Below are 23604 nucleotides of genomic sequence, written 5' to 3' on the forward strand. Positions count from 1 at the left end.
ACCGGCGCTGTCGAAGCTGACGGTGGTCCTGGCCATGAGGGCACTCCTGGGGAAACTCGTTGAAGGGGGTGACACACCCGGCAGCGGCCCCCCGGAGGGAGCCGCACCCTTCCCGGGCACACACCCACACTCCGCCACCCCGCCCCCGCCCGGAAGAGACAAGTCCCTGCCCGGGAAAGAACCTGCCCCCCTTCCCGTCCGCTCGGGAGTGCCCGTCATACGTGTTGCCCCGCGTGACATCGTCACCCGTGCGAGGCGGTCAGGAGCGGACGGCCAGGATCCAGCGGTTGGCGGCCAGTGCGTCGTCCGGCGCCGGCCGCAGGGCGACGCCGTGACGGCCCGCGAAGTCGAACGGCGTGTGCACGGCCGTGTCCCAGCCCCGCGCCTCGAGATCGGCGACGGAGTCCGGGCGGGGTTCGGTGCTGAACAGGGCGAGCAGGTCGATGCCGAGCCGCTCCCGGACCGCCGCGTAGACGGGGTAGTCGCGTTGCCCGGCCGGGTCCACCCCGCGTTTGACCTCGTAGCCGAGCGCACTGCCCGGTGCGCTGTGGGCGTTGACGGTCGCGAGGAGTTCCTGTTCCGCGGCCGGCGGCAGATACGGCACCAGCCCCTCGGCGAGCCAGGCCGTCGGGCGCGTCGGATCGAAACCGGCCGTGATCAGGGCGTGGGTCCAGTCCTGGCGCAGGTCGGCGGCGAGGGTGACGCGGGTGGCCCGCGGCACGGCCCCGAGCGTGTCCAGGACGGACTGCTTGAAGGCGAGCACCTCCTCCTGGTCGATCTCGAAGACCGTGCTGCCGTCGGGCCACGGAAGCCGGTGGGCGCGGGTGTCCAGACCGGCGCCCAGCACGACCACCTGCCGGCAGCCGCCGGCCGCGGCGCTGAGCAGGAAGCCGTCGAAGACGCGGGTGCGCAGTCCGAAGAACCGGGCCAGCCGTCCCCACAGCGGATCGGCGTCGCCGTCCGGCACCTCGTCGAACCGGCGCGGCCAGTCGGCGCAGCCGGGCGCCGCGCGGACGAAGTGCTCCGCGTACTCGTCCCGCGCCGGTGCGTCGGGCCGGGAGGTCTCGATCGCGCGGGCCGCGGCGACCAGTAAGGCGGTCACGCCCACCCCCGCGACTCCGGTGCTGCTTCCTCGGGCGGTATCGGTCATGTCCCTCTCCGCGGTGCCGTGTCGCTGCGCGGTTCCCGCGCCTGACATCCTGTGCCTGACACGTCCCCGGGCGGGCCGGGGGTTCACTCGACACGTGTGCGCGGGTGCCGGACCCGGTGCGCGGCGGCGTCCGCGACGGAGGCCGTCCATGCCCGCCCCCGCCACTCGTCGCCGTGCCCCGGACGGCATGATGGCGTTTCCCGCACCCGCGTCGGAGGTGCTGACCGTCGTCGGGGCGATGCCGCTGGGGTCGGTGTACGTGGTGTTCGTCATGCCCAGACCGCGGGCGGCGCGGTTCATCTTCCCGACGAACGCCTCCTCCGAACCGGCAGCGTGCGGCGGTGGGTGGCGGCGACCGGGCCGGCCACCCGGTGACGGGCGGCGCCCGGCGGCGGCGAAGGGCGCGCTCGGCGGGTGGCGGCGCGCGTCCGGTGGCGGGCCCTCGGCGCGGGCCGCCGGCGCAGGCCGCGGTCCGGGTCACCGCGTCGCCCGCCGGGTCCGGGGCGCTCGCCCGCGGGGACCCGAAGCCGGCTCCGCACGGAGCGTCGAGGACGCAGCGCCCGCAGCGCCCGTGCCGCGGCCGGGAGTGCCCGTCGCCGCAGGACACCCCGACGGCCGGCCGGCGCGGCCTCAGTCCCGGATGCGCAGGACGATCGGGTTGGTCAGCGCCGCCATCGCGCCCCATTGGAGGTCCGGGCCCATGGTGTTGCCCTTGCCGGGGGTGCCGTCCGCCTTCGGGTGGCGGACCTCGGCGCGCACGTACGCGGCGAGCGAGGCGGTGGTGCGCCAGACGGCCGTGCCGGTGCCGGAGGCGCCCAGCGACTCCTGGTGCAGCTGGCCCTCGTCGGTGATGAACCGCACGGTGCCGTTCGGCACCCCCGACACCTCCAGGCGCACGTCGACGGGAGTGTCGGCGGCCACCCGGAGCGTCTCGCCGATGCCGGCCTGACGGCCGCCGCCGGTCGCGGTGAAGGCGACGGTGACGGCCGAGGACTCGGCGACGTAGCTGCGGCCCTCGCGGATGCCCTCCAGGATCGCCGGCCGGCTCAGGTCGTCGGCGTACACGACCGTCTGCGGCAGGCCGATGACCTGCGGCACGCTGTGCGCGTCGCTGTTGGCCATGGCGGGCAGCCAGTCCTCGCCGGTGCGCATCGCCGTGCCGAGCATCGCGTCCCAGGTGTCGACGGCGGACTCGTCGTCGTAGGTCCAGGGGCCGTTCCACACCTCCACGGCGTCGGCGTCCTCGTAGCCGAACTTCCACTGGCACGCCACGTACGGGCAGTAGGGGTGCGCCGGGACGACCAGGCCGCCCTGGCGGCGCACCTGGCGGGCGAAGCGCGGGAACGCGTCGTCGCGCGAGCGGTAGCGCCAGTCGATCCACGAGCCGTTGTCCAGGCCGAGCGCCAGCCAGTGGCCGTTGCGGGTGGTGATCTCCTCGCCGTTGACGATCAGCAGGTCGGGGCCGGCGTACTCGCCCCAGACCGCGTGCGCGGAGGAGGTGTTGTGGTCCGTGGAGACGATGAAGTCCAGGCCGGCCTCGCGCGCGCCGGCGGCGACCTCGGACGGCAGGCGCTTGCCGTCGGAGTGCACGGTGTGCAGGTGGCAGTCGCCGCGGTACCAGGCCCGGCCGCGGCCCTTGGCGCGCTCGCTCGGGTAGTTCGGCTTGAAGGGGGCGCCCGCGGGGCCGTAGCGCAGGGTGACGGTCACCGAGTAGTCCATGCCCTGCGGGGCCACCTGGTAGGGGCCGAGGACGACGTGCCAGGTGCCGGGGTTGACCGGGCCGGGCAGGTAACCCGGGGTCGCCGCTTCGCTGTTGACGACGAAGGAGGTGCGGGCGCCGCCGGACCAGCCGCGGAAGCCCTTGCCGCCGAGTGCGGTGCCGCGCTCGTCGAAGAGGCCGATGTCGCACGCGTTGCCCGGCGTGCCGCTCGGCACGGACGGCTTGTCGTACGTGTAAGACACGGCGATCTGGTTGACGCCCCGGGGCACCTCCACCGGCAGGTGGACGAAGTCGGCGGCGCCCGTGGCGAGATGGCCGGTGATGGTGCGCGTCACCTCCGTGCCGTCGGCGGGCACGCCCGCCGGTGCGGCCTCGCCGGCCTCCGCGAAGCGGACGGGCGCGAGGGTCAGCGCGCCGGCCGCGCCGAGCACCCCGCCCGCCATGAGCAGGCCCCTGCGGCCCATCCCGGCCGTGCTCTCCGCGGCCGGGCTCGAACCGTGTTCACATGTTCCGCTCTGGCACATGCGGCTCCTCCTGAATGTGTGTGATGTCCGGTGACCTCGGCACGTTCGTCGGCTGAAGTGAAACACCGCACACATCTCGGCGAAACCCTCACCACGGTTGGTTGAAGCCCGGACGATACTCGACAAGAGGCCAGTGGACCTTTATGGTGAGTGAGTAAAGTTCCACTGGCCTTTTATGGGCTCGCTCCTTCCCCGCCACCGGGCCGCACAGCGCCGCCCGCACAGAAACCGAGGCAACGACCATGAGCAAGACCTGGCTGATCACCGGAAGCTCCCGCGGACTGGGCCGTACCCTCGCCGAGTCCGTCCTGGAAGCCGGGCACAACGTGGTGGCCACCGCCCGGCGTACCGAGGCGCTCGGCGCCCTCGCCGAGAAGTACGGCGACCGGGTCCGCCTGGTCACCCTGGACGTGACCGACGCCGCCGCCGCGCGACGGGCCGTGCAGGCGGCCGTCGAGGCGTTCGGCGGTCTGGACGTGGTGGTGAACAACGCCGGCTACGCCGACATGGCCGCCATCGAGGACATGTCCGACGAGGCCTTCCGCGCCCAGATCGACGCCAACCTCTTCGGCGTCGTCAACGTCACCCGGGCCGCCCTGCCGGTCCTGCGCGAACAGGGCTCCGGGCACATCATCCAGATCTCCTCCGTCGGCGGACGCGTGGGCGTCCCGGGCCTGGGCGCCTACCAGGCGGCCAAGTGGGCGGTCGGCGGCTTCTCCGAGGTCCTGGCCAAGGAAGTGGCCCCCCTCGGCATCAAGGTGACCGTCGCCGAGCCGGGCGGCATGCGCACCGACTGGGCCGGCTCCTCCATGGACACCCCGCCCGTCAGCGCACCCTACGAGCACGTCGTCGGCGGCGCCGTCGCGGCCATCCGCGGACAGGACGGCAAGCAGCCGGGCGACCCGGTCCGCATCGCCCAGGTCCTGCTGGACATCACGGAGGCCGAGGAGCCGCCGCTGCGCCTGCTGCTCGGCAAGGACGCCGTTGCCGTCGCGCAGGACATGGCCGGCCGGCTCGCCGCCCAGGACGCCGAGTGGCGCCGGGTGAGCGAGTCCGTATGACGGTTGCCGTGCGGTGAGCAGGCCCTCACACCTCGTCGGGGCCGTCCTTCGGGACCGTCCCGGCGGAGCGTAGGGTTGCGGCGGGCGGCGCCGGGTGCGGGCCGCGGAGGAGTTCCCTGGGGAAGCGACGATGACAGACGACCGGCCGACGGACTTCCAGCGCGCGCGCAGCGCCGAGCAGCGTGAGGTCCGCAAGCAGGCCATCCTCGAAGCCGCGACACAGCTCCTGACGGAGATGCCGGTCAGCGAGATCAGCCTGCGGGAGCTGAGCCGGCGGGTGGGACTGTCCAAGACCAACGTCGTGCGGTACTTCGAGACGCGGGAGGCGGTGTTCTTCGAACTGCTCAACCGGTCCCTCACCGAGTGGATCGAGGAACTGCCCGCCGACCTGCCGCCCGCCGGTGCCGCCTCGCCGCAGACCGTGACGGGCGCCCTGGCCCGGTCCCTGGCCCGCCGGTCCCTGCTGTGCGACCTGCTGAGCGCGCTGGGCTCCGAACTCGAACGGAACATCTCCGCCGAGTCCGCGCGGGCCTTCAAGCTCGCCCACGTCCGGCTGCTGGGCACGCTGGCGGATCTGCTGCGGCGGCACATCACCGCGCTGACCCCGGCCGCCGCTCGCGAACTGGTCTCCCTGACCGTCGTGTGCACGGCCGGGCTCTGGCCCTTCGCCCACCCCTCACCGGCTGTCGCCGAGGCCCAGGAGGATCCGGAACTCGCCGGTACGAAGGTGGACTTCGCCGAGCGGCTGGGCCGTACCCTGCACGTCACCGTCGCCGGGCTGCTGAGCCTGGGCTGACGCGAGCGGCCGGCCCGGCCGGACTTGTACCGGAGCGGCGCGTCCCGGCGGCACGCGCCGAGCCGTATGACGCCGGGTCACATCGGAGGCCGGTCACACGCGGGCTGGGTCACACGCGGGCCGGGTCACACGACGAGCCGGGTGACTCCGCCGTTGACGTGGAGGTTCTGGCCGCTGACCCACCGCGACTCCGGGCCGGCGAGGAAGGCGACGACGTCCGCGATGTCGGCCGGGTCGCCCAGTCTGCCGAACGGCGACAGCTGGGCGGCCTGCCGCAGGGTCTCCTCGGCGTTCACGGACCGCAGCAGATCCGTGTCCGTGAAACCGGGGGAGACCGTGTTGGCGGTGATGCCTCGCGGCCCGAGCTCCCGCGCCGCGACCGCCGTGAACTGTTCGACGGCACCCTTGCTGCCCACGTACACGGAGGCGCCCGGGACCGTCATCCGGGTGTTGATCGTGGACACGCTGATGATCCGGCCGCCGTCGCGCATGTGCCGGGCCGCCTCCTGGAGGGCGAGGAACACGGCCTTCGCGTTGACGGCCATGATCCGGTCGTAGTCCTCCTCGGTGACCTCCGCGATCGACGCGGGCAGCGCGGACCCCGCGTTGTTGACCAGGATGTCGAGGCCGCCCAGCCACTCCCGCGCCCCGCTCAGGAACCGCCGTACGCCCTCGGGCTCCGCCAGGTCGACGCGGAACCCCTTCGCCGCGCCGCCGTGCGCCTCCGCCGCGCGCTCCACCTCGGCGGCGCGCTCGGTGCCGGAGAGGCAGGAGAACGCCACGCGCGCCCCGTCCGCGACGAGGCGTTCGACCACCGCCCGGCCGATCCCGTTGGACCCGCCGGTGACGATGGCCGCCTTTCCGTTCAGTACGGGCACGCCGTCCTCCTGTTCGTCCGCGCGAAGCCGCGCCTCAGACCTGTTCGTCGGGCAGGCCGATGGTCCGGGCGATCTCCCGGACCCGCTCCGACCAGGCAGTGGGCTGGAAGGTGGTGCTGTCGAGGCGGACGACGGTGCGACTGCCGTGTGCGTACGTCGTCGTCCCGTCGGCCGAGCACACCCGGTAGCCCGCGGTGGCGGAGGTGGTGCCCAGCCGCTCCATCCACAGGTGTACGGCGTACTCACCGATCCCGGCAACGGGCTGGTCGTAGGTGATGTCGAAGTGCTTGGCGACGTTGAAGCCGTCGCCGTCCAGGCCGCTCCTGCCGCCGATCCCCTTGTCCCGCCAGAACCACCCCCATGCCCGCTCGACCAGCACCTGGTAGTGGCCGTTGTGCAGCAGGCCCATCGGGTCCAGGTCGTCGAAGTGCACGACCACGGGCATCAGGACACCGACGTCGATGGCGGGCGTGTCGGCGGTGGGGGTGGGGGGCATCGTTCTCCTCCTCGCGCATGTGTGTCTCCTCGGACGATACCTGTCACGTCGGTCTGGGTCGCACATGAACACACGTGTTTCAGTGGGACGGGTTGTGCGTGTTCGTCGAGCGAGGAGAGGGTATCGGTGATTCGTCACACTGATATCGTCGATCCATGACCACGGAGACGGCACCGGAGCAGGCAGGACCGACACTGCGGCAGAAGATCGTCCTGGCCGCCGCCCGGCTCCTGGAGGAGGGCGGCCTGGACGCGGTGTCGACCCGTGCCGTCGCCGCCCGCGCCGGCGTGCCGACCCCGTCGATCTTCCGGATCTTCGGGGACAAGGAGGGGCTGCTCGAGGAGGTCGCGGAGCACGGTTTCCGGCGCTACCTCGAAGTGAAGGCCGAACTGCTCACCGACGACGACCCGGTACAGGCGCTGCGCGACGCGTGGGACCTGCACATCCGCTTCGGGCTCGAGCACCCTGCCTACTACTCGCTCGTCTACGGCCAGGTCCGCCCCGGCCACATCCCGCAGGCCGGACGGCGGGCCGCCGCCGCCCTGCGGCACATGATCACCCGAGTGGCCGCGGCGGGGCGGCTGCGGATGAGCGTCGAACGCGCCACCGAGGTCATGCACTCCGCCGGCGTGGGCACGATCCTCACCCTGATGAGCCTGCCCGAGGACGCCCGCGACCCGCGGACCGCCGACACGGCACGCGAGATGGTGATCAACACCCTCACGCTTCCGCCCGGGCGGCACGGCGCCGGCGACGACGGCGTTCCCCGCGCCGCCGTCGCCAGCAGTGCCATGGCGCTGCTCGCCGCGCTCGACCGTGAGGACACCGGGGCGCTCGGTCCCGCCGAGCTGAATCTGCTGCGCGAGTGGCTGAATCGGCTGGCCGACGCGACGGACGTGGCCGGCTGAGACGCGAGGGGGTCGCGGTCACAGGTCGCCCGGCAGCGGTCATGCGTCGTCCGGCAAGGGTCGCATCCGGCCCGGCACGGACGGTCAGTCGTCGTGGCGCACGCGGTCATCCTTCGTCCGACGCGGCGGAGCATCGTGGGCCCGTGACCGATGACGGCGTCCCCCTCTGTGCCATGGCGCTGCTCGCCGCGCTCGACCGGGAGGACACCGGGGCGCTCGGTCCCGCCGAGCTGAATCTGCTGCGCGAGTGGCTGAACCGGCTGGCCGACGCGACGGACGCCGTTGGCTGAGACGCGAGGGGGTCGCGGTCACACGTCGCCCGGCAGCGGTCACACTCCGTCCGGCAAGGGTCGCATCCCGCCCGGCACGGACGGTCAGTCGTCGTGACGGGGCCATGCGTGGAATGGCGTCGGCACGGATGGTCAGCCGTGGTGGCACATGCGGTCATGTTCCGTCCCGTGTGGCGGCGCATCGTGGGGGCATGACCAGTAACGACCCGTCCGTCTTCGGTGGACGCCTGCTCATCGGCGCGACCGGCTCCGCCGCGATCGCCATGCTCCCGATGTACATCAACGCGTTGCGCACCACGTTCACCGGGACCGTCACCGTCCTGATGACGCACACCGCCGCCACGTTCCTCCCGCCGCACACCGTCGGCCTGTTCGCGGACCGGGTGGTCACGGGCGCCGCGCCGGACGGCTGGGCCCAGGAGAACCAGGCGACCCTGGCGGCGGAGCACGACATGATGGCCGTCCTGCCGGCCACCGCCCACATGCTCTCCGCCGTCGCCACGGGCGCCGTGCCGAACATGCTGACCGCGACGATCGCCGCCGCCGACTTCCCCGTGGTGTTCTTCCCGGTGATGACCGGCGAGATGTGGCTCAAGCCCGCCGTCCAGCGCAACGTCGACCAGCTCCGCCAGGACGGCTACCACGTCGTCGACCCGCAGTGGGGGCAACGCTACGACGTCGGCCTGAAGCAGCTCGTCAAGGCTCCCATGCCGCCGGCGCCGCCCCAGTTCGTCGAGACCGTCCGGGAGCTCATGCCCCCGCGCCGACCCGAGGGCGGCTGAAGACGGCTGAGGACGGCTGAAGACGGCACCACGGGCTGAGAGTCCGTCGCGTCCGTCTCGGCGCCGCAGCGCCGGACCGTCACCGCGCGCCCGGCCGCCCGGCACGGTAGGCGCCGGGCGTCATGCCCGTGACCGCCCGGAACGCCCGGTGCAGCTGTGCCTCGCCGCCGAATCCGCACGCGTGGGCCACGGCGGCGAGAGGGCGTTCGGGGTACGACCGCACCAGCCGCTGGGCGTGTGACACCCGGAGCCTGCGGAGCAGCTCCGTGAGCGATTCGCCGTACGCGGCCAGGGCGCGGTACATCGTGCGCCGGGAGATTCCGCAGCCCGCGGCCACCCCGGCGGCGTCGAGACGGGGGTCCGTGGCGTGCCGGCGCACGAACTGGTGGATCCGTTCGCGCGTCAGCGCCGTGGCGGGCGCCTCCGGCGGCACGCTGCCCGCGGCCCAGGCCAGCCCGGTGTCCAGCAGGTCGACGGCGTGCGGCAGCAGTGCGGCCGCCGCCCCGGCATCCTGGCCCTGAAGACGGTGGAGGCCGACGAGGAAGTCCGCGATGACCCGGCCGGGGCCCGAGGCGCCCAGCCCGACGCCGGTCGCCCCGGCCGGCGCGCGGTGCGCCAGCCGGGATCCGGGCACCTTGACCACCAGCTGGGAGAAGTCGTCGTCGAAGTCCAGCGCGTAGGGACGGGTGCTGTCGACGAAGGCCATCGTCCCCGGCGCGAGCAGGGCCACCCGCCCGTTCTGCTCCAGCCTGCCCCGGCCGCGCAGCTGGATGTTGGCGAGGAGGACGTCCTCGTGGTCGCGTCCGATCAGCCGGGGTGTCCGGACCACCTGCTGGGGGCCCGCGGTCAGCTCGGCGAAGCCGATCCCGTCCAGGACGCAGTGTTCGATCCGTCCCTCGAAGGCCGCGTCCGGCCCGGGGCGCACCGCCACCCCGACGAACGTGTCACAGATGACGTCGGCCCAGTACGCGAACGCGTCGGAGGTGCCGAGGTCCGCGCTGGACCACACGGTGCGCGCACCAGGCCGTGGGCAGGTGTTCATGCCTTCCATGATGGCTGCCCGCCCGTGGTGCTCAGGACGTGGACCACTTCTGGTTGGGGCTGCCGGAGCAGGACCACAGCTGGAGCCGGGTGCCGTTGTCCGTGCCGTTGTCCCGGACGTCGGTGCACTTGTCGGCGAGGATGCTGACCAGGTCGTGTCGGATGTTCAGCGTGAACCGCTGCGCCGGGCTCCCGTCGCAGGGGGCGAGTTCGAGGTCCGTCCCGTCGGCGGTCGAGCCGTTCGCGAGCCGCACGCACATGCCGAGCGCCCGCATGCTCCCGCCGGTGAACGTCCAGTGCTGTGCGGTGGATTCCGAGCAGTCCCAGATCATCAGGCCCGCGCCCGGCACGGCCTTGCCGCCCACGACGGCTATGCAGCGCTGCGAGGCGTGGCTGAACACGTTCACCCCGGGTGCCGCGGCCGGAGCGGGCGTCCCGGTCCCGTTCGTGGCCTTCGCCGTCGTGGTGGGGCGCCGTACGGGGGACACCGGGTCCTTGCCCGGCGCACTGCTGGCGGGCGAGGCGGACCCGGGCTCCCGGGAAGCGCCGGCCGTCTCGCCGGGGCCGGTCGCGGACGCCTTCACCGGGGGCGACGGCACACCGCCGAACGCGTCGCCGACGTCCGTGCCGCGACCACGGGAGTCGACGGTCACCGAGGCCCCGTCGCGCTTGCCGTCGCCGTGACCGTTGACCAGGCCCAGGGTCAGCAGGACACCGCCCGCCGCCAGCAGCCCGACGACGCCCACGACACCGAGGGCACCGCGCAGCCCCTCGCGCCGGGTCCTGGCGCCCGGGCCCCGCCGGGCCTGTCCGAGGGAGACGACCGGGTCCGGGGCGGCACCGCCGTCCGTGTCGGCGCGGCGTGCGAAGGCGTCGCCGGGTTCGTCCCCGGCGGAGCCGCCCGCCGTGTCGTCGGCCGCCCGGGACGACGTCCCGCCGGCGCGGCCGGCGTTCCCGCGCGATCCCAGCGAGGAGATCCGGGCGAGCCGGGGCAGGGGGGTGCCGCTCCCGGCGGCGTCGGGCGCCCGGTCACCGCCGTCCGGTGCGGACCGCTCCGCACCGCCGGCCGCGGTGCCGTCCTGGCCGGGCCCGGAGCCGGGACTGACGGGTCTGGCGCTGCCGGGGACTCTCCTGGGGAGATCCCCCGCCGACCGGGACGTGTGCTGAGGCTGCATGGGTTCCTTTCCAGCGGAGCCGGAGCGTGGGTGGCAGTGTCACGGGAGATGTCCGACCGGTCTGCGGCGCGGTCCGGCCCCTGCCACACATGGAGCGGATCCGCCGCCGCTCCGGTTCACGCCCGGGAGGTGTGACATGTGACTCATACCGGTGTGCGCGCGGAGACTCGAACCGGCGCGCCGGACGGCGCGGCCGGCCGCACCGGTGGCGCGGACACCGCCGCACCGGTGGCGCGGACGCCGCCGCACACACGAACGCCGCCGCGCACACACGAACGCCACCCGGCCTCAACGGCCGGGCGGCGCCTGGTGCCTGGCACCCGCTCGCCTCGCCGAAACCTCAGGCCCAGCAGCCGTTCACGGTCGCGGCCAGGCCGTCCATCGCGTCCTTGATGTCGTTCGGAGCGGCCGTGGAGCCGTTCTCGATGAAGGAGAAGACCCGCCACTCGCCGTCGTCGGTCCGGGTCAGACCGCTCAGGGCGATGGCCCCGGTGAGGGTGCCGGTCTTCGCCTGCACCTTGCCGACCGCGCAGCGGGAGTTCGGGTCGTCGAACCGGCCCCACTCCGGGCCGAGGGTGGAGCCCGCCTCCCCGGCGACCGGCAGGCCGTCCAGGATGGAGCCCAGGGTGTGCGCGTAGCGGGGCTCCGTGAGCAGTTCGAGGATCTGCGCGAGGGTGGCCGCCGGGATGCGGTCGGTGCGGGACAGGCCGCTGCCGTCGTGGATGACGAAGTGGTCGAGGGAGACGCCGTAGCGGTGGCTGAGCACCTGGCGGACGACCTCGGTGCCCCCCTCGAAGGTGGCGGGGCGTCCCGCGCCCAGGGCGGTCATCCGCAGCAGGGTCTCGGCGATGTCGTTGTCGCTGGTCTTGAGCATCTTCTTGACGATGTCCGACAGCGGGGCCGACCGGTGGCGTGCGACCGGTACGTCGCCGCGGTGCGCCGTGCCGCGCGTGACCTCGCCGTCGACGGTGACGCCGTCCTGGGCGAGCAGCCCGGCGAAGGTCTGCCCCGCGTCGATGGAGGTGTCCTGGACACCGCGGCCGTCGACCACGAGGGCGCGGACCGGGGCGACGGAGTCCGGGTAGTAGCCGTCGTTCCAGCCGTCCGCGAGGGTCGGTGCGGGGAACAGGCTGTCGTCCACGGCGACCTTCACCGTGGTCAGGCCCGCCTTCTTCAGCCCGGCGACCGCGGTCTTCGCGAGTTCCGCGAGGTCGGCGCTGCTGAGGGTGCGGTCACCGCCGCCGACGAGGGTGAGGGTGCCGTGGCCGTAGACGACCTTGGTGGTGAACCGGTGCTCGGGGCCCAGCACGGTCAGGGCGGCGGTCGACGTGGCCAGCTTGACGTTGGAGGCCGGCATCAGCGCGGTGGCGCCGTCGTGGTCCCACAGGGTTTCGTCGGAGTCCGCGTCCAGGACCACGCCGCTCACGTCGGAGCCCAGTCGCCGGTCGAGCACGCGGGTGTCCAGGTTGGCGGCCATCTGCTGGTCGGCGGGGCCGGCCAGGTCCGCGCGGCCGGACGTGCCGCTGCCCGGCGCCGTGGTGCCGTTGCCGGCGGCGAAGGCCGAGGGACCGGCCAGCGCGGCCGAGGCGACCGGCACCGCCAACGCCAGCACGACGGTACGCCGGAGACCCGCGCCGCCCTGCTTCGTCCTGCGGTGCCGGCGCCGGCCGCCCGGCGCGAAGGAATCGGTCTGTGTTTCCGCTGCTGTTTCCGCTGAGGAGTGGTTCATGGATTCCAGGGTTCGATCGGGATACGTGTGAAGTGGACCGGGCCGCACGCTACTCCGTCGCTCCACGGCCCCCGCACCGCTTCCGTGCCTCGCCACCACTTCTTCACACCGGAGTAACCCGTGCGTGTGCCTAGACTGAGACAGATGTCTCGGGGCGGGAAGGCGGCACACCGTGCCGGTCCGTTCGACGTGCCGCCGGGCCGGTGTGACACGGGGAGGGTGCCGTCCGATGAAGTCCGCACGCCGGGAGAACGCCTGGTGGCCCGCGGTGGGTACGTGGGCCGTCGTGCTGGTGCTGGCCGCGGCCGGGTGCTGGTTCGCCGGCCGGACCGGCGAGTCCCCGCACCACGCCGGTGACGTGGCCGCCGACCGTGTGACTGCGGGCCGGGTGTGCCGGTCGGCGCTCCCGCGCGGCATGGAGCTGTCCTGTGGGACGTACGGCTTCGGCGACCTGCGGTACGTCTGCGCCGACCGGCGCCACGACGGTGCCCGGTGCCGGCCGACCTCGCAGGTGACGGTCCGCAACCCGGGGCGCGCCAGGGTGTACGTGTCGTACCTGGCGGGCCCGCGGCCGGGCGAGCGCGAGGAGGGTCCGCGGCAGGTGGTGGGGCCGGGAGACGAGACGACGCTGCGCCCTGGTGCGGGACGGCTGTTGTTCGACATCACCCTGCGCGGCGGGGACGGAGGACCGAGCCGCCTGGAGGTGGTCCGGGTCCGGTGAGCCGGTGAACCCTGACGGGGTCGTCCGGTGACAAGTGTGTCGACGTCAAGGACGACGGGCGCACCCAACCAGAAGGGGAGCTCCCGCACTCCGTAGGCGTCCCGCCCGTTCCGGAGAACAGAAGGGTGCCCGCCCCCGACGGGGGACGGGCACCCTTCGCGCTGGGCGCACACGTCGCTCCGCGCGCCCAGCGCGACGCGTGTCCGCTCAGCGCAGGCCGTAGGCCCCCGTCACGGTCTGCCGTACCCGGTCGCCCGCCCGGTCCACGGCGTTCGCCCGCAGGGTGACGTGGCCGCCCGGGTGTCCGCCCGCCGGTATCACCAGCGACCAGCGGTCGTCACCGGCGGCCCTGGCCACGGCCCGCCGCCAGCTCTTGCCGTCGTCGTAGGACACGTCGACGGTGACCTCGCGGACCGGGGAGGTGCCGGACGCGCCCGGCTGGTGGCGTACCGTCACCGACCCGGTGAGCCTCCTGCCGGCCCGCGCGGTGTCGTTCCGGTCGAGCGGCAGGACGAAGCCCAGGTCCAGCAGGTCCAGCGGGGTGCGGACGGCGCTGTCGGTGCGGCCGGTGGTGAAGGTCCACTCCGAGCGCACCTTCGGGGACAGGACGGACGGGCGGGTGCCCGTGACGACCAGCCGGTAGGTGCCGGGAGCCGCGGGCAGGTCGAAGGCCCCCACCCCCGGTGTGCCGTTGGCGCCGACCTTCGTGGCGCCCCGGAACAGCTGGGTCGAGCCGTGTTCCCGCACCGTGCCCTCGGAGTCCGTCTCGGGAAGCACGAGATGGCGGGGGTCGGCGGCGCCGAACACGGGGATGCGGGTCACCAGCCGGTTCCCCTGCCGGTACGCCGTGGGCAGCGGTTCGCCGTCCGACCCGGCGCGCACCACCTGGGGCAGCCGGGGTGCGAAGGGAGCCGTGCCCCACGCGACCGAGGTGCGCCGCCCGGCCCGGTAGCGGGTCGGTGCGGTCACCTCGCTCGTGCCGGACGTCCAGTCGGCGGTCAGCCCGACGGACGTCTCGGCGCCCCAGAGGACCCCCGGGGTGAAGTACTCCACGCGCTTCTGCGGGAACGTCGGCGCGGACAGCGCCGTGTCCGTCAGACCGGTCGCCGGGTCCGTGAAGGTAAGCGCCTGGCCGGAGACGTGCCGCCCCCCGGCCGGGTTGCGGTAGACGGCGTCCACCCGGGCCAGCGCGGCGCGGTCGAAGTGCCAGGCCTGCCCGTGCGGAAGCGCCGTGCCCACCGAGCCGTACAGGGCGTACGACGTCGGGGAGACGGGCCGGCCCCGCACATGGACCCGGTCCTGCCCGGCCGCCGCCCGGTCCCGCAGGCCCTGGATGTCCTCGGGGCGGATGAGGTAGAGCACCGGCAGCGCCCCGGTGTTCCCGAGGTCGTCGTACGTGAGCACCAGGGCGGCGCCCCTGTCCCGCAGGGCCTTGACCAGCGGGGCGAACTGCTCGGCCGTGGGCGGATCGACGGGCTCGCCGCGGACGTCCGGGGCGATGAGGACGACCTTGCCGCCGACGTCGCCTATCCGGTCGGGGTCCGTCTCCTCGCCGATGTCCGCCAGCCGCGCGGTGACGTCGCCCTCGTAGCCCTCGGGCCGGGGGTCCTCCACGTCGCCGGCCTCGTACGGGTCCTCGCCCACCGTCGTCACGAGGTTGTGCGGCGGGGCCCAGGCCGCGCTGTAGGAGAGGGTCGTCCCGGGGATGGCCTCGGTGGACTGCACATAGCGGTGCGGGTAGTTGCTGACCACGGAGAAGTCGCTGGTCTGTGCGGTGCCGGCCACCACGGAGCGGAGAGTGACGTTGGCGGTGTAGATCTCGGGACGGGCGGCGGGGTCGTTCAGCTCGGCCGTCACCGGCCGGGCCTCACGTGTGTCGAGGGTGACGGTCCGCTCGCCGTCGACGCGCAGTCCGTCCCGCGCGAAGTAGGTCGTCGACACACCCGGAGACTCGTCCGCCAGTCCGATGCCCAGCAGGCGGTACGACCCGACGGGGACCTCGGCGGTGACCTTGCCGGCGTCACCCGTGCCGGACCCCTCGTCGCCCACGGGGAAGTACACGGAGCCGGTGGCCTCGTTCTGCAGCACCATCACGATGCCGGACGCGTCCATCGGCTGCCCGGACCGGTCGAGCACCCGGAGCGTCATCGTGCCGGTGCGGTCCAGGACGTCGGCGGCCACCGGGGTCACCACACGGGTGTCTCCCGCGGACGCCGTCAGCCGGCCCTCCCAGGAGCCGACGGAGCCGGAGCCGGCCAGGACCCGGACGGTGGCGGACGCGGTGCCGTGCGCCGGAACGGTGAGCGACGACGGGGCCGAGAACAGACCCTCCGGGGCGGGCGCGCCACCCGTGCTGGTCACCGACAGGCTCAGGGCCAGCGTGACCGGGGTGTCGCCGTCGTTGGCGTACGTGACCTTCCCGGTGGCCGGCTTCGCCGGGTCGTGGGGCCAGGACAGACGTCCCAGGCCCAGCGACGGGGTCAGCGCGCGCACGGGCTGCGCGGCGGCGCGCGCGACGTCGAGGCGGCCCGCGCCGTTGCCGAACACGTCGATGCCCTTCAGCACCTTCGCCGACCCCGTGAGCGCGGCCTTGATCTGCCGGCCGGTCCAGTCGGGGTGTTCGCCCGCGAGGATCGCCGCGGCGCCCGCGACGTGCGGGGTGGCCATCGACGTGCCCGACAGCGTCACGTAGTGGGTGTCACCGGGTGCGTTCGGGAACGCGCCGGGGGCACGGGCCGCGGTGATGTCCTCGCCGGGCGCCGAGATCTCCGGCTTCAGCCCGAAGTCGCCGATGCGGGGGCCCCGGCTGGAGAAGGAGCTGAGGGTGTCCCGCTTGGTGGTGCTCGCCACGGTCAGCGCCGCGTCCGCGGCGCCGGGTGACGACACGCTCTCCTGCGTGCCGGAGTTGCCGGCGGCCACCACGAACAGCGCCCCCGACGACGCCGACAGCTCGTTCACCGCGGAGGACAGCACGTCGGTGCCGTCACTGGGGAACTCGCCGCCCAGGCTCATGTTGATCACCTTGGCGCCCTGCTGGACGGCCCACTCCATGCCGGCGAGGACCTGCGAGTCGCTGCCCCGGCCCAAGTCGTCCAGGACCTTGCCGTTCAGCAACCGCGCGCCCGGGGCCACACCACGGTAACGGCCGCCGGACGCCGCGCCGTTGCCGGTGATGGTGGACGCCACATGGGTGCCGTGGCCCACGTGGTCCCCGGTCCCGGCCGCGTCGGTGAAGTTCTTCGCCGCGTCGACCTTCCCCTTCAGATCGGGGTGTCCGGTGGCGATGCCCGTGTCGAGGACGGCGACCTTCACGCCGTCGCCCTTGTACCCGTGCTTCCAGGCCGAAGGCGCCCCGACCAGCGGCACGCTCACGTCCAGGGTGGGGCGTACGACCCCGTCCAGCCAGATCTTCGTGCCGTGCGCGGGAGCGGCCCGGCGGGCGCCGGCACCGCCCTTCTCCCCGGTCAGGGCCGCCCACAGGGCCGTCGCGTCCGACTTGCGCGTGGACAGCGCCCGTATGCCCAGCCGCGGCAGGGTACGGGTGACCTCGGCGGTGGACGGCGTCGCGGTCTTCGGCGCGCTGCCCGGCCTGCCGGTGACGAGCACGCCGATACGGCCGGTGTGCCCGTCGTCGAGCCGCTGGGCGGCGAGCCCCGTGATGTCGAACAGGGCGCGGTCCACCTCGCCCCGTGTCAGCGCGGCCCAGGCGTCCTGCGGTACGACATAGGTGTGTCCGTTCTCGGTGAAGCGCGCGAAGGCCGCCTCACGCCGCCGCGGGGCGGGAGCGGTACCGACGATCTCGACGGCGCCGCCCGTGCGCCGGTAGCTGACCGTGTCACCCGTGATGAGGGTGACCTTCTCGACGGGCCCGGCGGCCGCTGCGCCCGGCCGGTCGGCGGCGGGCGTCGTCGGCGCCGCGTCGGCCGGGGCGACGACCACCCCCGCCAGCGTGCCGACCCCCAGCAGCAGCGCCGCTGTTCTGTGTCCTGTCACTGCAACCCTCCTGTTGCCGTCCCTTGGTCGAGGGACGGGGACGGTGTTCCGACAGGTGAACCGGTCGGCAGGGCTTCCGGGTTGCCCGGCGGGGTCAGAATCCCCGGAAGACGCCGTCGTCGTCCGCGGCGTCGACGAACTCCTCCCAGTCCATGTTGGCGAGGGAGATGTTGTTCTCGACCGCCCACAACTCGGAAGCGACCACCCGGAGTTCGTCGTATCCCGGCTCCGGCGCGTCGTCCTCGCCCTTCAGGACGGCCAGCAGCGGCAGTTCCGATCCGCTCAGGGCCCGCCGGTCCGCCAGGATCAGCAGGTCGTCCTCGGCGGGCGCGAGCGCCACGATCTGCTCGGTGGTCAGGTCGCGGTAGGCGGGGTCGTCCACGATGTGCAGCGCCGCGAGGAACCCGTCCTCCGCGTCGGGGGTGGTGACCACCGAGCGCAGCCTCCGCCAGGCCTCCTCGTCGGAGAAGTCGGTGCGGATCAGCAGGGTGTCCTCGTTCTGCGGCAGGCTCTTCACGGGCGGCTCTCCTGAAGGGGTGGGCGACGACCGGGCTGTGCGGCACCCGGCACACATGGCCTGCGCATGTTAGCCAATCGGACGGTCACACGTGTCGGCGGTCGCGGGTGTCACGGATGGTGAAAGGCGACGCCGCGGGCGCCGGCTCGGACGGCGCCGCCCCGCGCTCACCGATCGCGCCCGGCGGGCGGGAGGCGGCGCGGCGAGCCGGTCGTCGCGGTCACGCACGGCAGGGGCGGCGGAAAGCGCCGGGCCGCCGCGGTCGCCGTCGCGCCGTCCGGGGGCCAGGCGTACGTCGGCCGTCGAGCGGCCCCCCCGTATGCTCGTCCTCATGAGCGCCGCACATCCCGCCCGTAAACGCGACGGCGCCGCGACACGCGAGGCGATCCTCGCGGCCGCGGTCGTCGAATTCACCGAGCACGGCTACGCCCGGGCCGGGGTGCGGCAGATCGCCGAGCGGGCGGGTGTCACGGCGATGATGATCAACCGCTACTTCGGCTCCAAGGAGGGCCTGTTCGCCCAGGCCGTCGACCGCGCCTTCGGCCCGCCGACCATCGTCGGCGACGAAGTGCCCGGTCTGGCGCACTCCCTCGCCCGCACGCTCGCCGAGCGCACGACGCCCGGCGCCGAGCGGCTCGACCCGTTCCTGCTGTTGCTGCGCTCGGCAGCGGACCCGGAGGCGGCGAGCATCGTCCGCGACGGCGTCGAGACCCACGTGGGCGCGCGGCTCGCCGGGCTGCTCGGCGGTTCCGACGCGGACGTCCGCGCTCAGCTCGGACTCGCGCTGGTCGCCGGTACGTGGCTGCTGCGCAGCGTCGTCGGCGTCACCGCGCTCGCGGCGGCCGACAACGACCGCCTCACGGAGATCCTCGCCGACATGCTCCGCCCGGTCACCGGCGAGCCCGACGCCACGCCCCCGCCCAACGCCGGACCGGACGGCACGGAGGGGTAGCGCACCGGCGCCGGGAGGCCGGCGTTCAGCTCAGGACGGGGCCGGCGTCGTACGGTCCGCGTCCCGGCCGGAACGCCTCGGCGGGCCTGCCGCCCGCTCGCGCTCAGAACGCGGACCGGATGAGCCCGCCGTCCACGCGGATCGTCGCTCCGCTGACGTACTGCGCGTAGTCGCCGCACAGGTATGCCACCGCCGCCGCGATCTCGTCCGGCTCGCCGAACCGTTCCTGGTCGTTGGGGACGAGTGCCTCGACGGCGTCGGGCCGTATCTCCCGCATCGCCGGGACCAGGCGCTGGATCATCCGGACACCCGAGACGACGTTGACGTCGTAGGTGTCCCGCCACTCGTCGGGGCTCGCCTGCGCCCAGGACGGGTGCCGGTGGAAGCCGGCGTTGTCGACGAGGATGTCGACGGGACTGTCGGCGGTGGCCGCACGGGCGACCCCGGCGGCGGCCTCGTCGTCGGACAGGTCGCCGAGGACCGTGGTGGCGTTCCCGCCGGCCGCACGGATCTCCCGCGCGGCCTTCTCCGTGCGCTCCTGGTCCCGGCCGTGCACCACGACCGCCGCGCCTTCCGCCGCCAGCAGCTTCGCGGTGGCCTCACCGACCCCGCTGTTCATGCCTGTTCTCCAGTTCCTCGGACTCCCTGCCGTGACGCCAGGAGATGTGTGTCACTGGATGCAAGTATACGACTGTAGACTTCCTGGGCTTCCTTGTTCCCGTGCAAACCGTGGAACCCGCACGACCCGCGCGGCATCATCAGTGGCAAGCGACACGCAAAGGAACAAGGCGACAGCAGTGCACCCACACAACGCGGCGCGTGCCCCCGGAGGCATGGCAGGCGCGGCCACCGATACCCGCGAGCGTCTTGTTCCGCCCTTCCCCGAGCCGGCGGTCCGCCTGTGGGAGCTCACACGTCTCGATCCGGCACGTGCGTACCGCGTCGCGAAGGCGATGGACTGGCTGGGGCCGGTCCTCGTCGCCGTCCTGGCCGGAGCACTCCGCTTCCGGCGCCTCGGCCGGCCGCGGGGCCTCGTCTTCGACGAGACCTACTACGCCAAGGACGCCTGGTCCCTGCTGCGGCTCGGCTACGAGGGCAGCTGGCCGGACCGCAAGATCACCGACCCGCAGATCCTCGCGCACCCCCAGGCGGTCCCGCTCTCCGACACCGGGGCCTTCGTCGCCCACCCGCCGACGGGCAAGTGGGTGATCGCCCTCGGCGAGTGGACGTTCGGCCTGAACCCGTTCGGCTGGCGGTTCATGACGGCGGCCCTCGGCACCCTGTCGGTGCTCATGCTGTGCCGGATAGGCCGCCGCCTGTTCCGTTCGACGCTGCTGGGCTGCCTGGCCGGCGCGCTGATGGCGCTGGACGGCCTGCACCTGGTGATGAGCCGTACCGCGCTGCTGGACCTCGTGGTGATGTTCTTCGTCCTGGCGGCGTTCGGCTGCCTGCTGATCGACCGGGACCACGCACGGGCCCGGCTCGCGGCGGCCCTGCCCGTCGGCGCGGACGGCCGGGCGCGCCCGGACGCGCGCACCGGTGACCGCGCCGGGACCGGGGCCCGCCCCTGGCGGCTCGCCGCCGGCCTCTTCCTGGGACTCGCGGCCTCCACCAAGTGGAACGGGCTCTACGTCCTGGTGTTCTTCGCGGTCCTGACCGTGCTGTGGGACGTCGGTGCCCGCCGCGTCGCCGGGGCCCGTCGCCCGTACCGGGCGGTGCTGCGCAAGGACCTCGGCCGGTCGTTCCTGTCGCTGGTCCCGGTCGCCGCGATGACGTACCTGGCGACCTGGACCGGCTGGTTCCTGTCCGGCAAGGGCTACGGACGCCACTGGGCCGACGGCCGCGGCGGCACCTGGTCATGGATTCCCGCCCCGCTGCGCAGCTGGTGGCACTACGAGTACGGCGTCTACCAGTTCAACGTGGGGCTGCACTCCCCCCACTCGTACGAGTCCAACCCCTGGAGCTGGCTGGTCCTGGGCCGCCCCGTGCTGTTCTGCTACGAGGCGCCGAAACCCGGGCAGGACGGCTGCCACACGGCGACCGACTGCTCGCAGACGGTCCTCGCCCTCGGCACACCGCTGCTGTGGTGGTCGGCGTGCTGCGCCCTCGTGTACCTGCTCTACCGATGGGCGCTGCGCCGCGACTGGCGGGCCGGCGCCGTCCTGTGCGCGGTGGGCGCCGGCTATCTGCCCTGGTTCCTCTACCAGGACCGCACCATCTTCTCCTTCTACGCGGTGATCCTCGTGCCGTACCTGTGCCTGGCCGTGACGATGCTGGTGGGAGCCCTGGCCGGACCGCCGGGCGCGGACCGCGTACGCCGCACGGTGGGCGCGGTGGCCGCGGGTGTGCTCGTCCTGCTCATCGCCTGGAACTTCGTCTACTTCTTTCCGCTCTACACCGGGCAGACGATCCCGTACGCCGACTGGCACAGCAGGATGTGGCTCGACACCTGGGTCTGACGGCACGTACCAGGTTGCCGGTATTGCGCGAAAGACACATATGTGTTCCGCTCTGTGTACCGACACCCGACATCTGACACTCGACACCCGACACCGAAACCGACCGAGGAGAACACGCAATGCTTCGCAACGGATTGGAACCCTGGCACCTGCTCATCGTGGCGGTCGTGCTCATCGCGCTGTTCGGATCGAAGAAACTCCCCGACGCGGCCCGCGGTCTGGGCCGCTCGATGCGCATCCTCAAGAGCGAGGCGCGGGCGATGCGGGAGGACGACGCCGTCGAGGGGCCCACCGCCTCCGCCGTTCCGCAGGACGCCCGCACCCCGGCCGCCGGGACCGCCACGGCAGGGCCCGCCACGGCCGGGCCCGCCACCGAACGCTGACCGCCGCACCCGGGCGACCGGGGCCGTGCGAAACGGGCAGTCGTCCGACGCAGAGACGGAAGACCCCGTCGCGCCGGTGACGCAGTCATTCGACGGATGTGTGCGCAATGTCGGTTCCCCGACACTGATCAGGTGCTGCTCGCACGCGCCGAGCCGCGAGCAGGCGGGCACCGGCCCGCGCGGCCTTCCCGCCGCCTCGGACGCGCTCACGACCGACGAAAGGCGACCCGTATGCCCACCTTCGCTGACCACGTCATCGCCTCCTTGAAGGCTTCCGGCGTGCGGCGCCTGTACGGCCTGCCCGGCGACTCCCTCAACGGCCTGACGGACGCCATACGCCGGGACGACGACGTCGACTGGGTGCACGTGCGGCACGAGGAGAGCGCCGCCTTCGCGGCGGCGGCCGAGGCCGGGCTGACCGGTGAGCTGACCGTCTGCGTCGGCAGCTGCGGTCCGGGCAACCTGCACCTGATCAACGGGCTCTTCGACGCCCAGCGCAGCCGTGTGCCGGTCCTCGCCATCGCCGCCCAGATCCCGGGCGGCGAGATCGGCTCCGGTTACTTCCAGGAGACGCGCCCGCAGGAACTGTTCGCCGACTGCAGCGTCTACGCGGAGGCCGTCACCAGCCCCGAGCACGCGACGCGCGTCCTGGAGACGGCGATGCGGGCGGCCGTCGAGCGCAGGGGCGTCGCGGTCGTCGTCGTACCCGGTGAGATCTTCCTCGGCAAGACCGGCCGCGACCTGGCCCCCACGGTGGTGCGCCCGGCCAGGACCGTCGTCCGCCCGGCCGACGCCGCCCTGCGCGAGGCCGCCGCGCTGCTGAACGACGGGCAGAAGGTGACGATCCTGGCGGGCGCGGGGGCCGCCGGCGCCCACGACGACCTGGTCCGGCTCGCCGAGACCCTCAAGGCGCCCGTCGTGCACGCCCTGCGCGGCAAGGAGTACGTCGAGTACGACAACCCCTACGACGTCGGGATGACCGGTCTGCTCGGTTTCGCCTCCGGTTACAAGGCGATCGAGGAGGCCGACACCCTGCTGATGCTCGGAACCGACTTCCCCTACCGGCAGTTCTACCCGCAGGGCGCCAAGGTCATCCAGCTCGACATCCGCGGCGAGCAGATCGGCCGGCGCACCCGCGTCGACCTCCCCCTGGTCGGCAGCGTGCGCGACACCCTGCCCGCGTTGCTGCCGCTGCTGACTGTCAAGAGCGGGCGGGGGCATCTCGACGAGGCCCTCGCCCACTACGCCCGCACGCGCAGGTCGCTGGACGCGCTCGCCGTCAACGACCGCGAACGCACCCCGATCCACCCGCAGTTCGTGGCCCGCACCCTGGACCGCCTCGCGGACCGGGACGCGGTCTTCACCGTCGACGTCGGCTCCCCGGTGGTGTGGGCGGCCCGCTACCTGACCTTCAACGGACAGCGGCGGCTGCTCGGCTCCTTCAACCACGGGACGATGGCCTGCGCCCTGCCGCACGCCGTGGGCGCGCAGGCGGCGTACCCGGGCCGTCAGGTGGTCTCGCTGTCGGGCGACGGCGGGCTCACCATGCTCCTCGGGGAGCTGTTCACCCTGCGGCAGAACCGCCTGCCGGCCAAGATCGTCGTCTTCAACAACGGCTCGCTGAACTTCGTGGAGCTGGAGATGAAGGCGGCCGGCATCGTCAACTACGCGACCGAGCTGGACAATCCGCAGCTCGCCGAGGTCGCCGCCGCCGTCGGGCTGTGGGCCCGCAGGGTGGAGCGGCCGGGGGACCTGGAGGACGCGCTCAAGGGCGCCTTCGCGCACGACGGGCCCGCCCTGGTCGAGGTGATGACGGCTCGTCAGGAGCTGTCCGTGCCGCCGGCGGTCACGGTGGAGCAAGCCAAGGGTTTCACGCTCTACGCGATCCGCACCATCCTGTCCGGCCGGGGCGAGGAACTCCTCGACCTGGTCACCACCAATGTCGCCCGGCGGGTCCTGCGCTGACCGGCGGCCAACCCGGAACACGTGTCTTCGGTGACATGTGTGTGCCAGGGCACATGTAAACATG

General features: G+C 73.3%; 20 protein-coding genes and 1 pseudogene. 10 read left to right on the forward strand and 11 right to left on the reverse strand.

Translation table 11 applies throughout. The features are described from left to right. Nucleotides 1–259: 259 nt before the first annotated feature. The 3 genes and pseudogenes from ACZ5DC_RS38025 to ACZ5DC_RS38035 form a co-directional block, all read right to left on the reverse strand. Nucleotides 260–1150, reverse strand: coding sequence for a class I SAM-dependent methyltransferase (locus tag ACZ5DC_RS38025; RefSeq protein WP_468660638.1), 891 nt, complete (start codon nucleotides 1148–1150; stop codon nucleotides 260–262). Between the two features lie 228 nt (nucleotides 1151–1378). Next, nucleotides 1379–1474 (reverse strand): annotated as a pseudogene (locus tag ACZ5DC_RS38030) (hypothetical protein); the annotation flags it as partial. Between the two features lie 306 nt (nucleotides 1475–1780). Further along, nucleotides 1781–3334 (reverse strand): CehA/McbA family metallohydrolase, encoded by a 1554-nt coding sequence (locus ACZ5DC_RS38035; RefSeq protein ID WP_468660724.1) that lies wholly within the window; start codon nucleotides 3332–3334, stop codon nucleotides 1781–1783. A 302-nt stretch (nucleotides 3335–3636) separates the two neighbouring features. Here ACZ5DC_RS38035 and ACZ5DC_RS38040 point away from each other — a divergent pair, with 302 nt between their 5' ends. After that, entirely contained in the window at nucleotides 3637–4455 is an 819-nt protein-coding gene (locus ACZ5DC_RS38040) for an oxidoreductase (RefSeq protein WP_468660640.1), read from the forward strand. 130 nt (nucleotides 4456–4585) lie between these two features. Then, the gene (locus tag ACZ5DC_RS38045; protein ID WP_366755005.1) at nucleotides 4586–5251 is read left to right on the forward strand and encodes a TetR/AcrR family transcriptional regulator; all 666 of its coding nucleotides are present in this window, start codon (nucleotides 4586–4588) and stop codon (nucleotides 5249–5251) included. Nucleotides 5252–5376: 125 nt separating this feature from the next. On the opposite strand, the gene ACZ5DC_RS38050 is transcribed toward ACZ5DC_RS38045, so the two are convergent. Further along, the gene (locus ACZ5DC_RS38050) at nucleotides 5377–6129 is read right to left on the reverse strand and encodes an SDR family oxidoreductase (protein ID WP_468660643.1); all 753 of its coding nucleotides are present in this window, start codon (nucleotides 6127–6129) and stop codon (nucleotides 5377–5379) included. A gap of 34 nt (nucleotides 6130–6163) precedes the next feature. Beyond that, nucleotides 6164–6625, reverse strand: coding sequence for an acyl-CoA thioesterase (locus ACZ5DC_RS38055; protein ID WP_468660645.1), 462 nt, complete (start codon nucleotides 6623–6625; stop codon nucleotides 6164–6166). 155 nt (nucleotides 6626–6780) lie between these two features. Between ACZ5DC_RS38055 and ACZ5DC_RS38060 the strand changes: the two genes are divergently transcribed. From ACZ5DC_RS38060 to ACZ5DC_RS38070, 3 genes are all read left to right on the forward strand, one after another. Continuing rightward, entirely contained in the window at nucleotides 6781–7533 is a 753-nt protein-coding gene (locus ACZ5DC_RS38060; RefSeq protein ID WP_468660647.1) for a TetR/AcrR family transcriptional regulator, read from the forward strand. Nucleotides 7534–7676: 143 nt separating this feature from the next. Then, nucleotides 7677–7823 (forward strand): hypothetical protein, encoded by a 147-nt coding sequence (locus ACZ5DC_RS38065; protein WP_468660649.1) that lies wholly within the window; start codon nucleotides 7677–7679, stop codon nucleotides 7821–7823. Nucleotides 7824–8014: 191 nt separating this feature from the next. Next, nucleotides 8015–8605: a flavoprotein gene (locus tag ACZ5DC_RS38070; RefSeq protein WP_468660651.1), complete on the forward strand. Its 591-nt coding sequence runs from the start codon at nucleotides 8015–8017 to the stop codon at nucleotides 8603–8605. Between the two features lie 79 nt (nucleotides 8606–8684). Here ACZ5DC_RS38070 and ACZ5DC_RS38075 read toward each other — a convergent pair whose 3' ends face one another. The 3 genes from ACZ5DC_RS38075 to dacB all read right to left on the reverse strand — a co-directional run bounded on the left by ACZ5DC_RS38075 (nucleotide 8685) and on the right by dacB (nucleotide 12550). Next, nucleotides 8685–9647, reverse strand: coding sequence for an AraC family transcriptional regulator (locus tag ACZ5DC_RS38075; protein WP_468660653.1), 963 nt, complete (start codon nucleotides 9645–9647; stop codon nucleotides 8685–8687). A 31-nt stretch (nucleotides 9648–9678) separates the two neighbouring features. Beyond that, nucleotides 9679–10821: a ricin-type beta-trefoil lectin domain protein gene (locus tag ACZ5DC_RS38080; RefSeq protein WP_468660655.1), complete on the reverse strand. Its 1143-nt coding sequence runs from the start codon at nucleotides 10819–10821 to the stop codon at nucleotides 9679–9681. Between the two features lie 340 nt (nucleotides 10822–11161). Then, the gene (gene dacB / locus ACZ5DC_RS38085) at nucleotides 11162–12550 is read right to left on the reverse strand and encodes a D-alanyl-D-alanine carboxypeptidase/D-alanyl-D-alanine endopeptidase (protein WP_468660657.1); all 1389 of its coding nucleotides are present in this window, start codon (nucleotides 12548–12550) and stop codon (nucleotides 11162–11164) included. Nucleotides 12551–12779: 229 nt separating this feature from the next. Between dacB and ACZ5DC_RS38090 the strand changes: the two genes are divergently transcribed. Next, on the forward strand, nucleotides 12780–13271 hold the full coding sequence (locus tag ACZ5DC_RS38090) for a hypothetical protein (protein ID WP_468660659.1): 492 nt from the start codon (nucleotides 12780–12782) through the stop codon (nucleotides 13269–13271). A 207-nt stretch (nucleotides 13272–13478) separates the two neighbouring features. Here ACZ5DC_RS38090 and ACZ5DC_RS38095 read toward each other — a convergent pair whose 3' ends face one another. Both ACZ5DC_RS38095 and ACZ5DC_RS38100 read right to left on the reverse strand, forming a co-directional pair. Then, nucleotides 13479–17264 carry a S8 family peptidase gene (locus tag ACZ5DC_RS38095; protein ID WP_468660661.1) on the reverse strand — a complete coding sequence of 1262 codons (3786 nt, stop codon included), beginning with the start codon at nucleotides 17262–17264 and terminating at the stop codon, nucleotides 13479–13481. A gap of 94 nt (nucleotides 17265–17358) precedes the next feature. Next, nucleotides 17359–17781, reverse strand: a complete 423-nt coding sequence (locus tag ACZ5DC_RS38100) for a DUF6924 domain-containing protein (RefSeq protein ID WP_468660663.1) — start codon at nucleotides 17779–17781, stop codon at nucleotides 17359–17361. Nucleotides 17782–18112: 331 nt separating this feature from the next. On the opposite strand from ACZ5DC_RS38100, the gene ACZ5DC_RS38105 reads away from it, so the two are divergent. Further along, nucleotides 18113–18733 carry a TetR/AcrR family transcriptional regulator gene (locus tag ACZ5DC_RS38105; protein ID WP_468660665.1) on the forward strand — a complete coding sequence of 207 codons (621 nt, stop codon included), beginning with the start codon at nucleotides 18113–18115 and terminating at the stop codon, nucleotides 18731–18733. Nucleotides 18734–18836: 103 nt separating this feature from the next. On the opposite strand, the gene ACZ5DC_RS38110 is transcribed toward ACZ5DC_RS38105, so the two are convergent. Next, nucleotides 18837–19352, reverse strand: coding sequence for an SDR family NAD(P)-dependent oxidoreductase (locus ACZ5DC_RS38110; protein ID WP_468660667.1), 516 nt, complete (start codon nucleotides 19350–19352; stop codon nucleotides 18837–18839). Between the two features lie 214 nt (nucleotides 19353–19566). Between ACZ5DC_RS38110 and ACZ5DC_RS38115 the strand changes: the two genes are divergently transcribed. The 3 genes from ACZ5DC_RS38115 (at nucleotide 19567) to poxB (ending at nucleotide 23540) form a co-directional block, all read left to right on the forward strand. After that, a complete protein-coding gene (locus ACZ5DC_RS38115; protein ID WP_468660669.1) occupies nucleotides 19567–21192 on the forward strand; it encodes a dolichyl-phosphate-mannose--protein mannosyltransferase in 1626 nt (541 codons plus the stop codon). 119 nt (nucleotides 21193–21311) lie between these two features. Beyond that, on the forward strand, nucleotides 21312–21575 hold the full coding sequence (gene tatA / locus ACZ5DC_RS38120) for a Sec-independent protein translocase subunit TatA (protein WP_468660671.1): 264 nt from the start codon (nucleotides 21312–21314) through the stop codon (nucleotides 21573–21575). 231 nt (nucleotides 21576–21806) lie between these two features. Then, nucleotides 21807–23540, forward strand: coding sequence for a ubiquinone-dependent pyruvate dehydrogenase (gene poxB, locus ACZ5DC_RS38125; RefSeq protein WP_468660673.1), 1734 nt, complete (start codon nucleotides 21807–21809; stop codon nucleotides 23538–23540). Nucleotides 23541–23604 lie beyond the last annotated feature (64 nt).

The sequence above is a fragment of the Streptomyces sp. NPDC031445 genome (assembly GCF_055581365.1).

Coding starts and splice junctions, on each gene's coding strand:
- ACZ5DC_RS38040 (WP_468660640.1), top strand. CDS start 3,637: ATGAGCAAGACCTGGCTGATCACCGGAAGCTCCCGCGGACTGGGCCGT.
- ACZ5DC_RS38090 (WP_468660659.1), top strand. CDS start 12,780: ATGAAGTCCGCACGCCGGGAGAACGCCTGGTGGCCCGCGGTGGGTACG.
- tatA (WP_468660671.1), top strand. CDS start 21,312: ATGCTTCGCAACGGATTGGAACCCTGGCACCTGCTCATCGTGGCGGTC.
- ACZ5DC_RS38070 (WP_468660651.1), top strand. CDS start 8,015: ATGACCAGTAACGACCCGTCCGTCTTCGGTGGACGCCTGCTCATCGGC.
- poxB (WP_468660673.1), top strand. CDS start 21,807: ATGCCCACCTTCGCTGACCACGTCATCGCCTCCTTGAAGGCTTCCGGC.
- ACZ5DC_RS38060 (WP_468660647.1), top strand. CDS start 6,781: ATGACCACGGAGACGGCACCGGAGCAGGCAGGACCGACACTGCGGCAG.
- ACZ5DC_RS38025 (WP_468660638.1), bottom strand. CDS start 1,150: ATGACCGATACCGCCCGAGGAAGCAGCACCGGAGTCGCGGGGGTGGGC.
- ACZ5DC_RS38045 (WP_366755005.1), top strand. CDS start 4,586: ATGACAGACGACCGGCCGACGGACTTCCAGCGCGCGCGCAGCGCCGAG.
- ACZ5DC_RS38115 (WP_468660669.1), top strand. CDS start 19,567: ATGGCAGGCGCGGCCACCGATACCCGCGAGCGTCTTGTTCCGCCCTTC.
- ACZ5DC_RS38105 (WP_468660665.1), top strand. CDS start 18,113: ATGAGCGCCGCACATCCCGCCCGTAAACGCGACGGCGCCGCGACACGC.
- ACZ5DC_RS38110 (WP_468660667.1), bottom strand. CDS start 19,352: ATGAACAGCGGGGTCGGTGAGGCCACCGCGAAGCTGCTGGCGGCGGAA.
- ACZ5DC_RS38080 (WP_468660655.1), bottom strand. CDS start 10,821: ATGCAGCCTCAGCACACGTCCCGGTCGGCGGGGGATCTCCCCAGGAGA.
- ACZ5DC_RS38035 (WP_468660724.1), bottom strand. CDS start 3,334: ATGGGCCGCAGGGGCCTGCTCATGGCGGGCGGGGTGCTCGGCGCGGCC.
- ACZ5DC_RS38075 (WP_468660653.1), bottom strand. CDS start 9,647: ATGAACACCTGCCCACGGCCTGGTGCGCGCACCGTGTGGTCCAGCGCG.
- dacB (WP_468660657.1), bottom strand. CDS start 12,550: ATGAACCACTCCTCAGCGGAAACAGCAGCGGAAACACAGACCGATTCC.
- ACZ5DC_RS38055 (WP_468660645.1), bottom strand. CDS start 6,625: ATGCCCCCCACCCCCACCGCCGACACGCCCGCCATCGACGTCGGTGTC.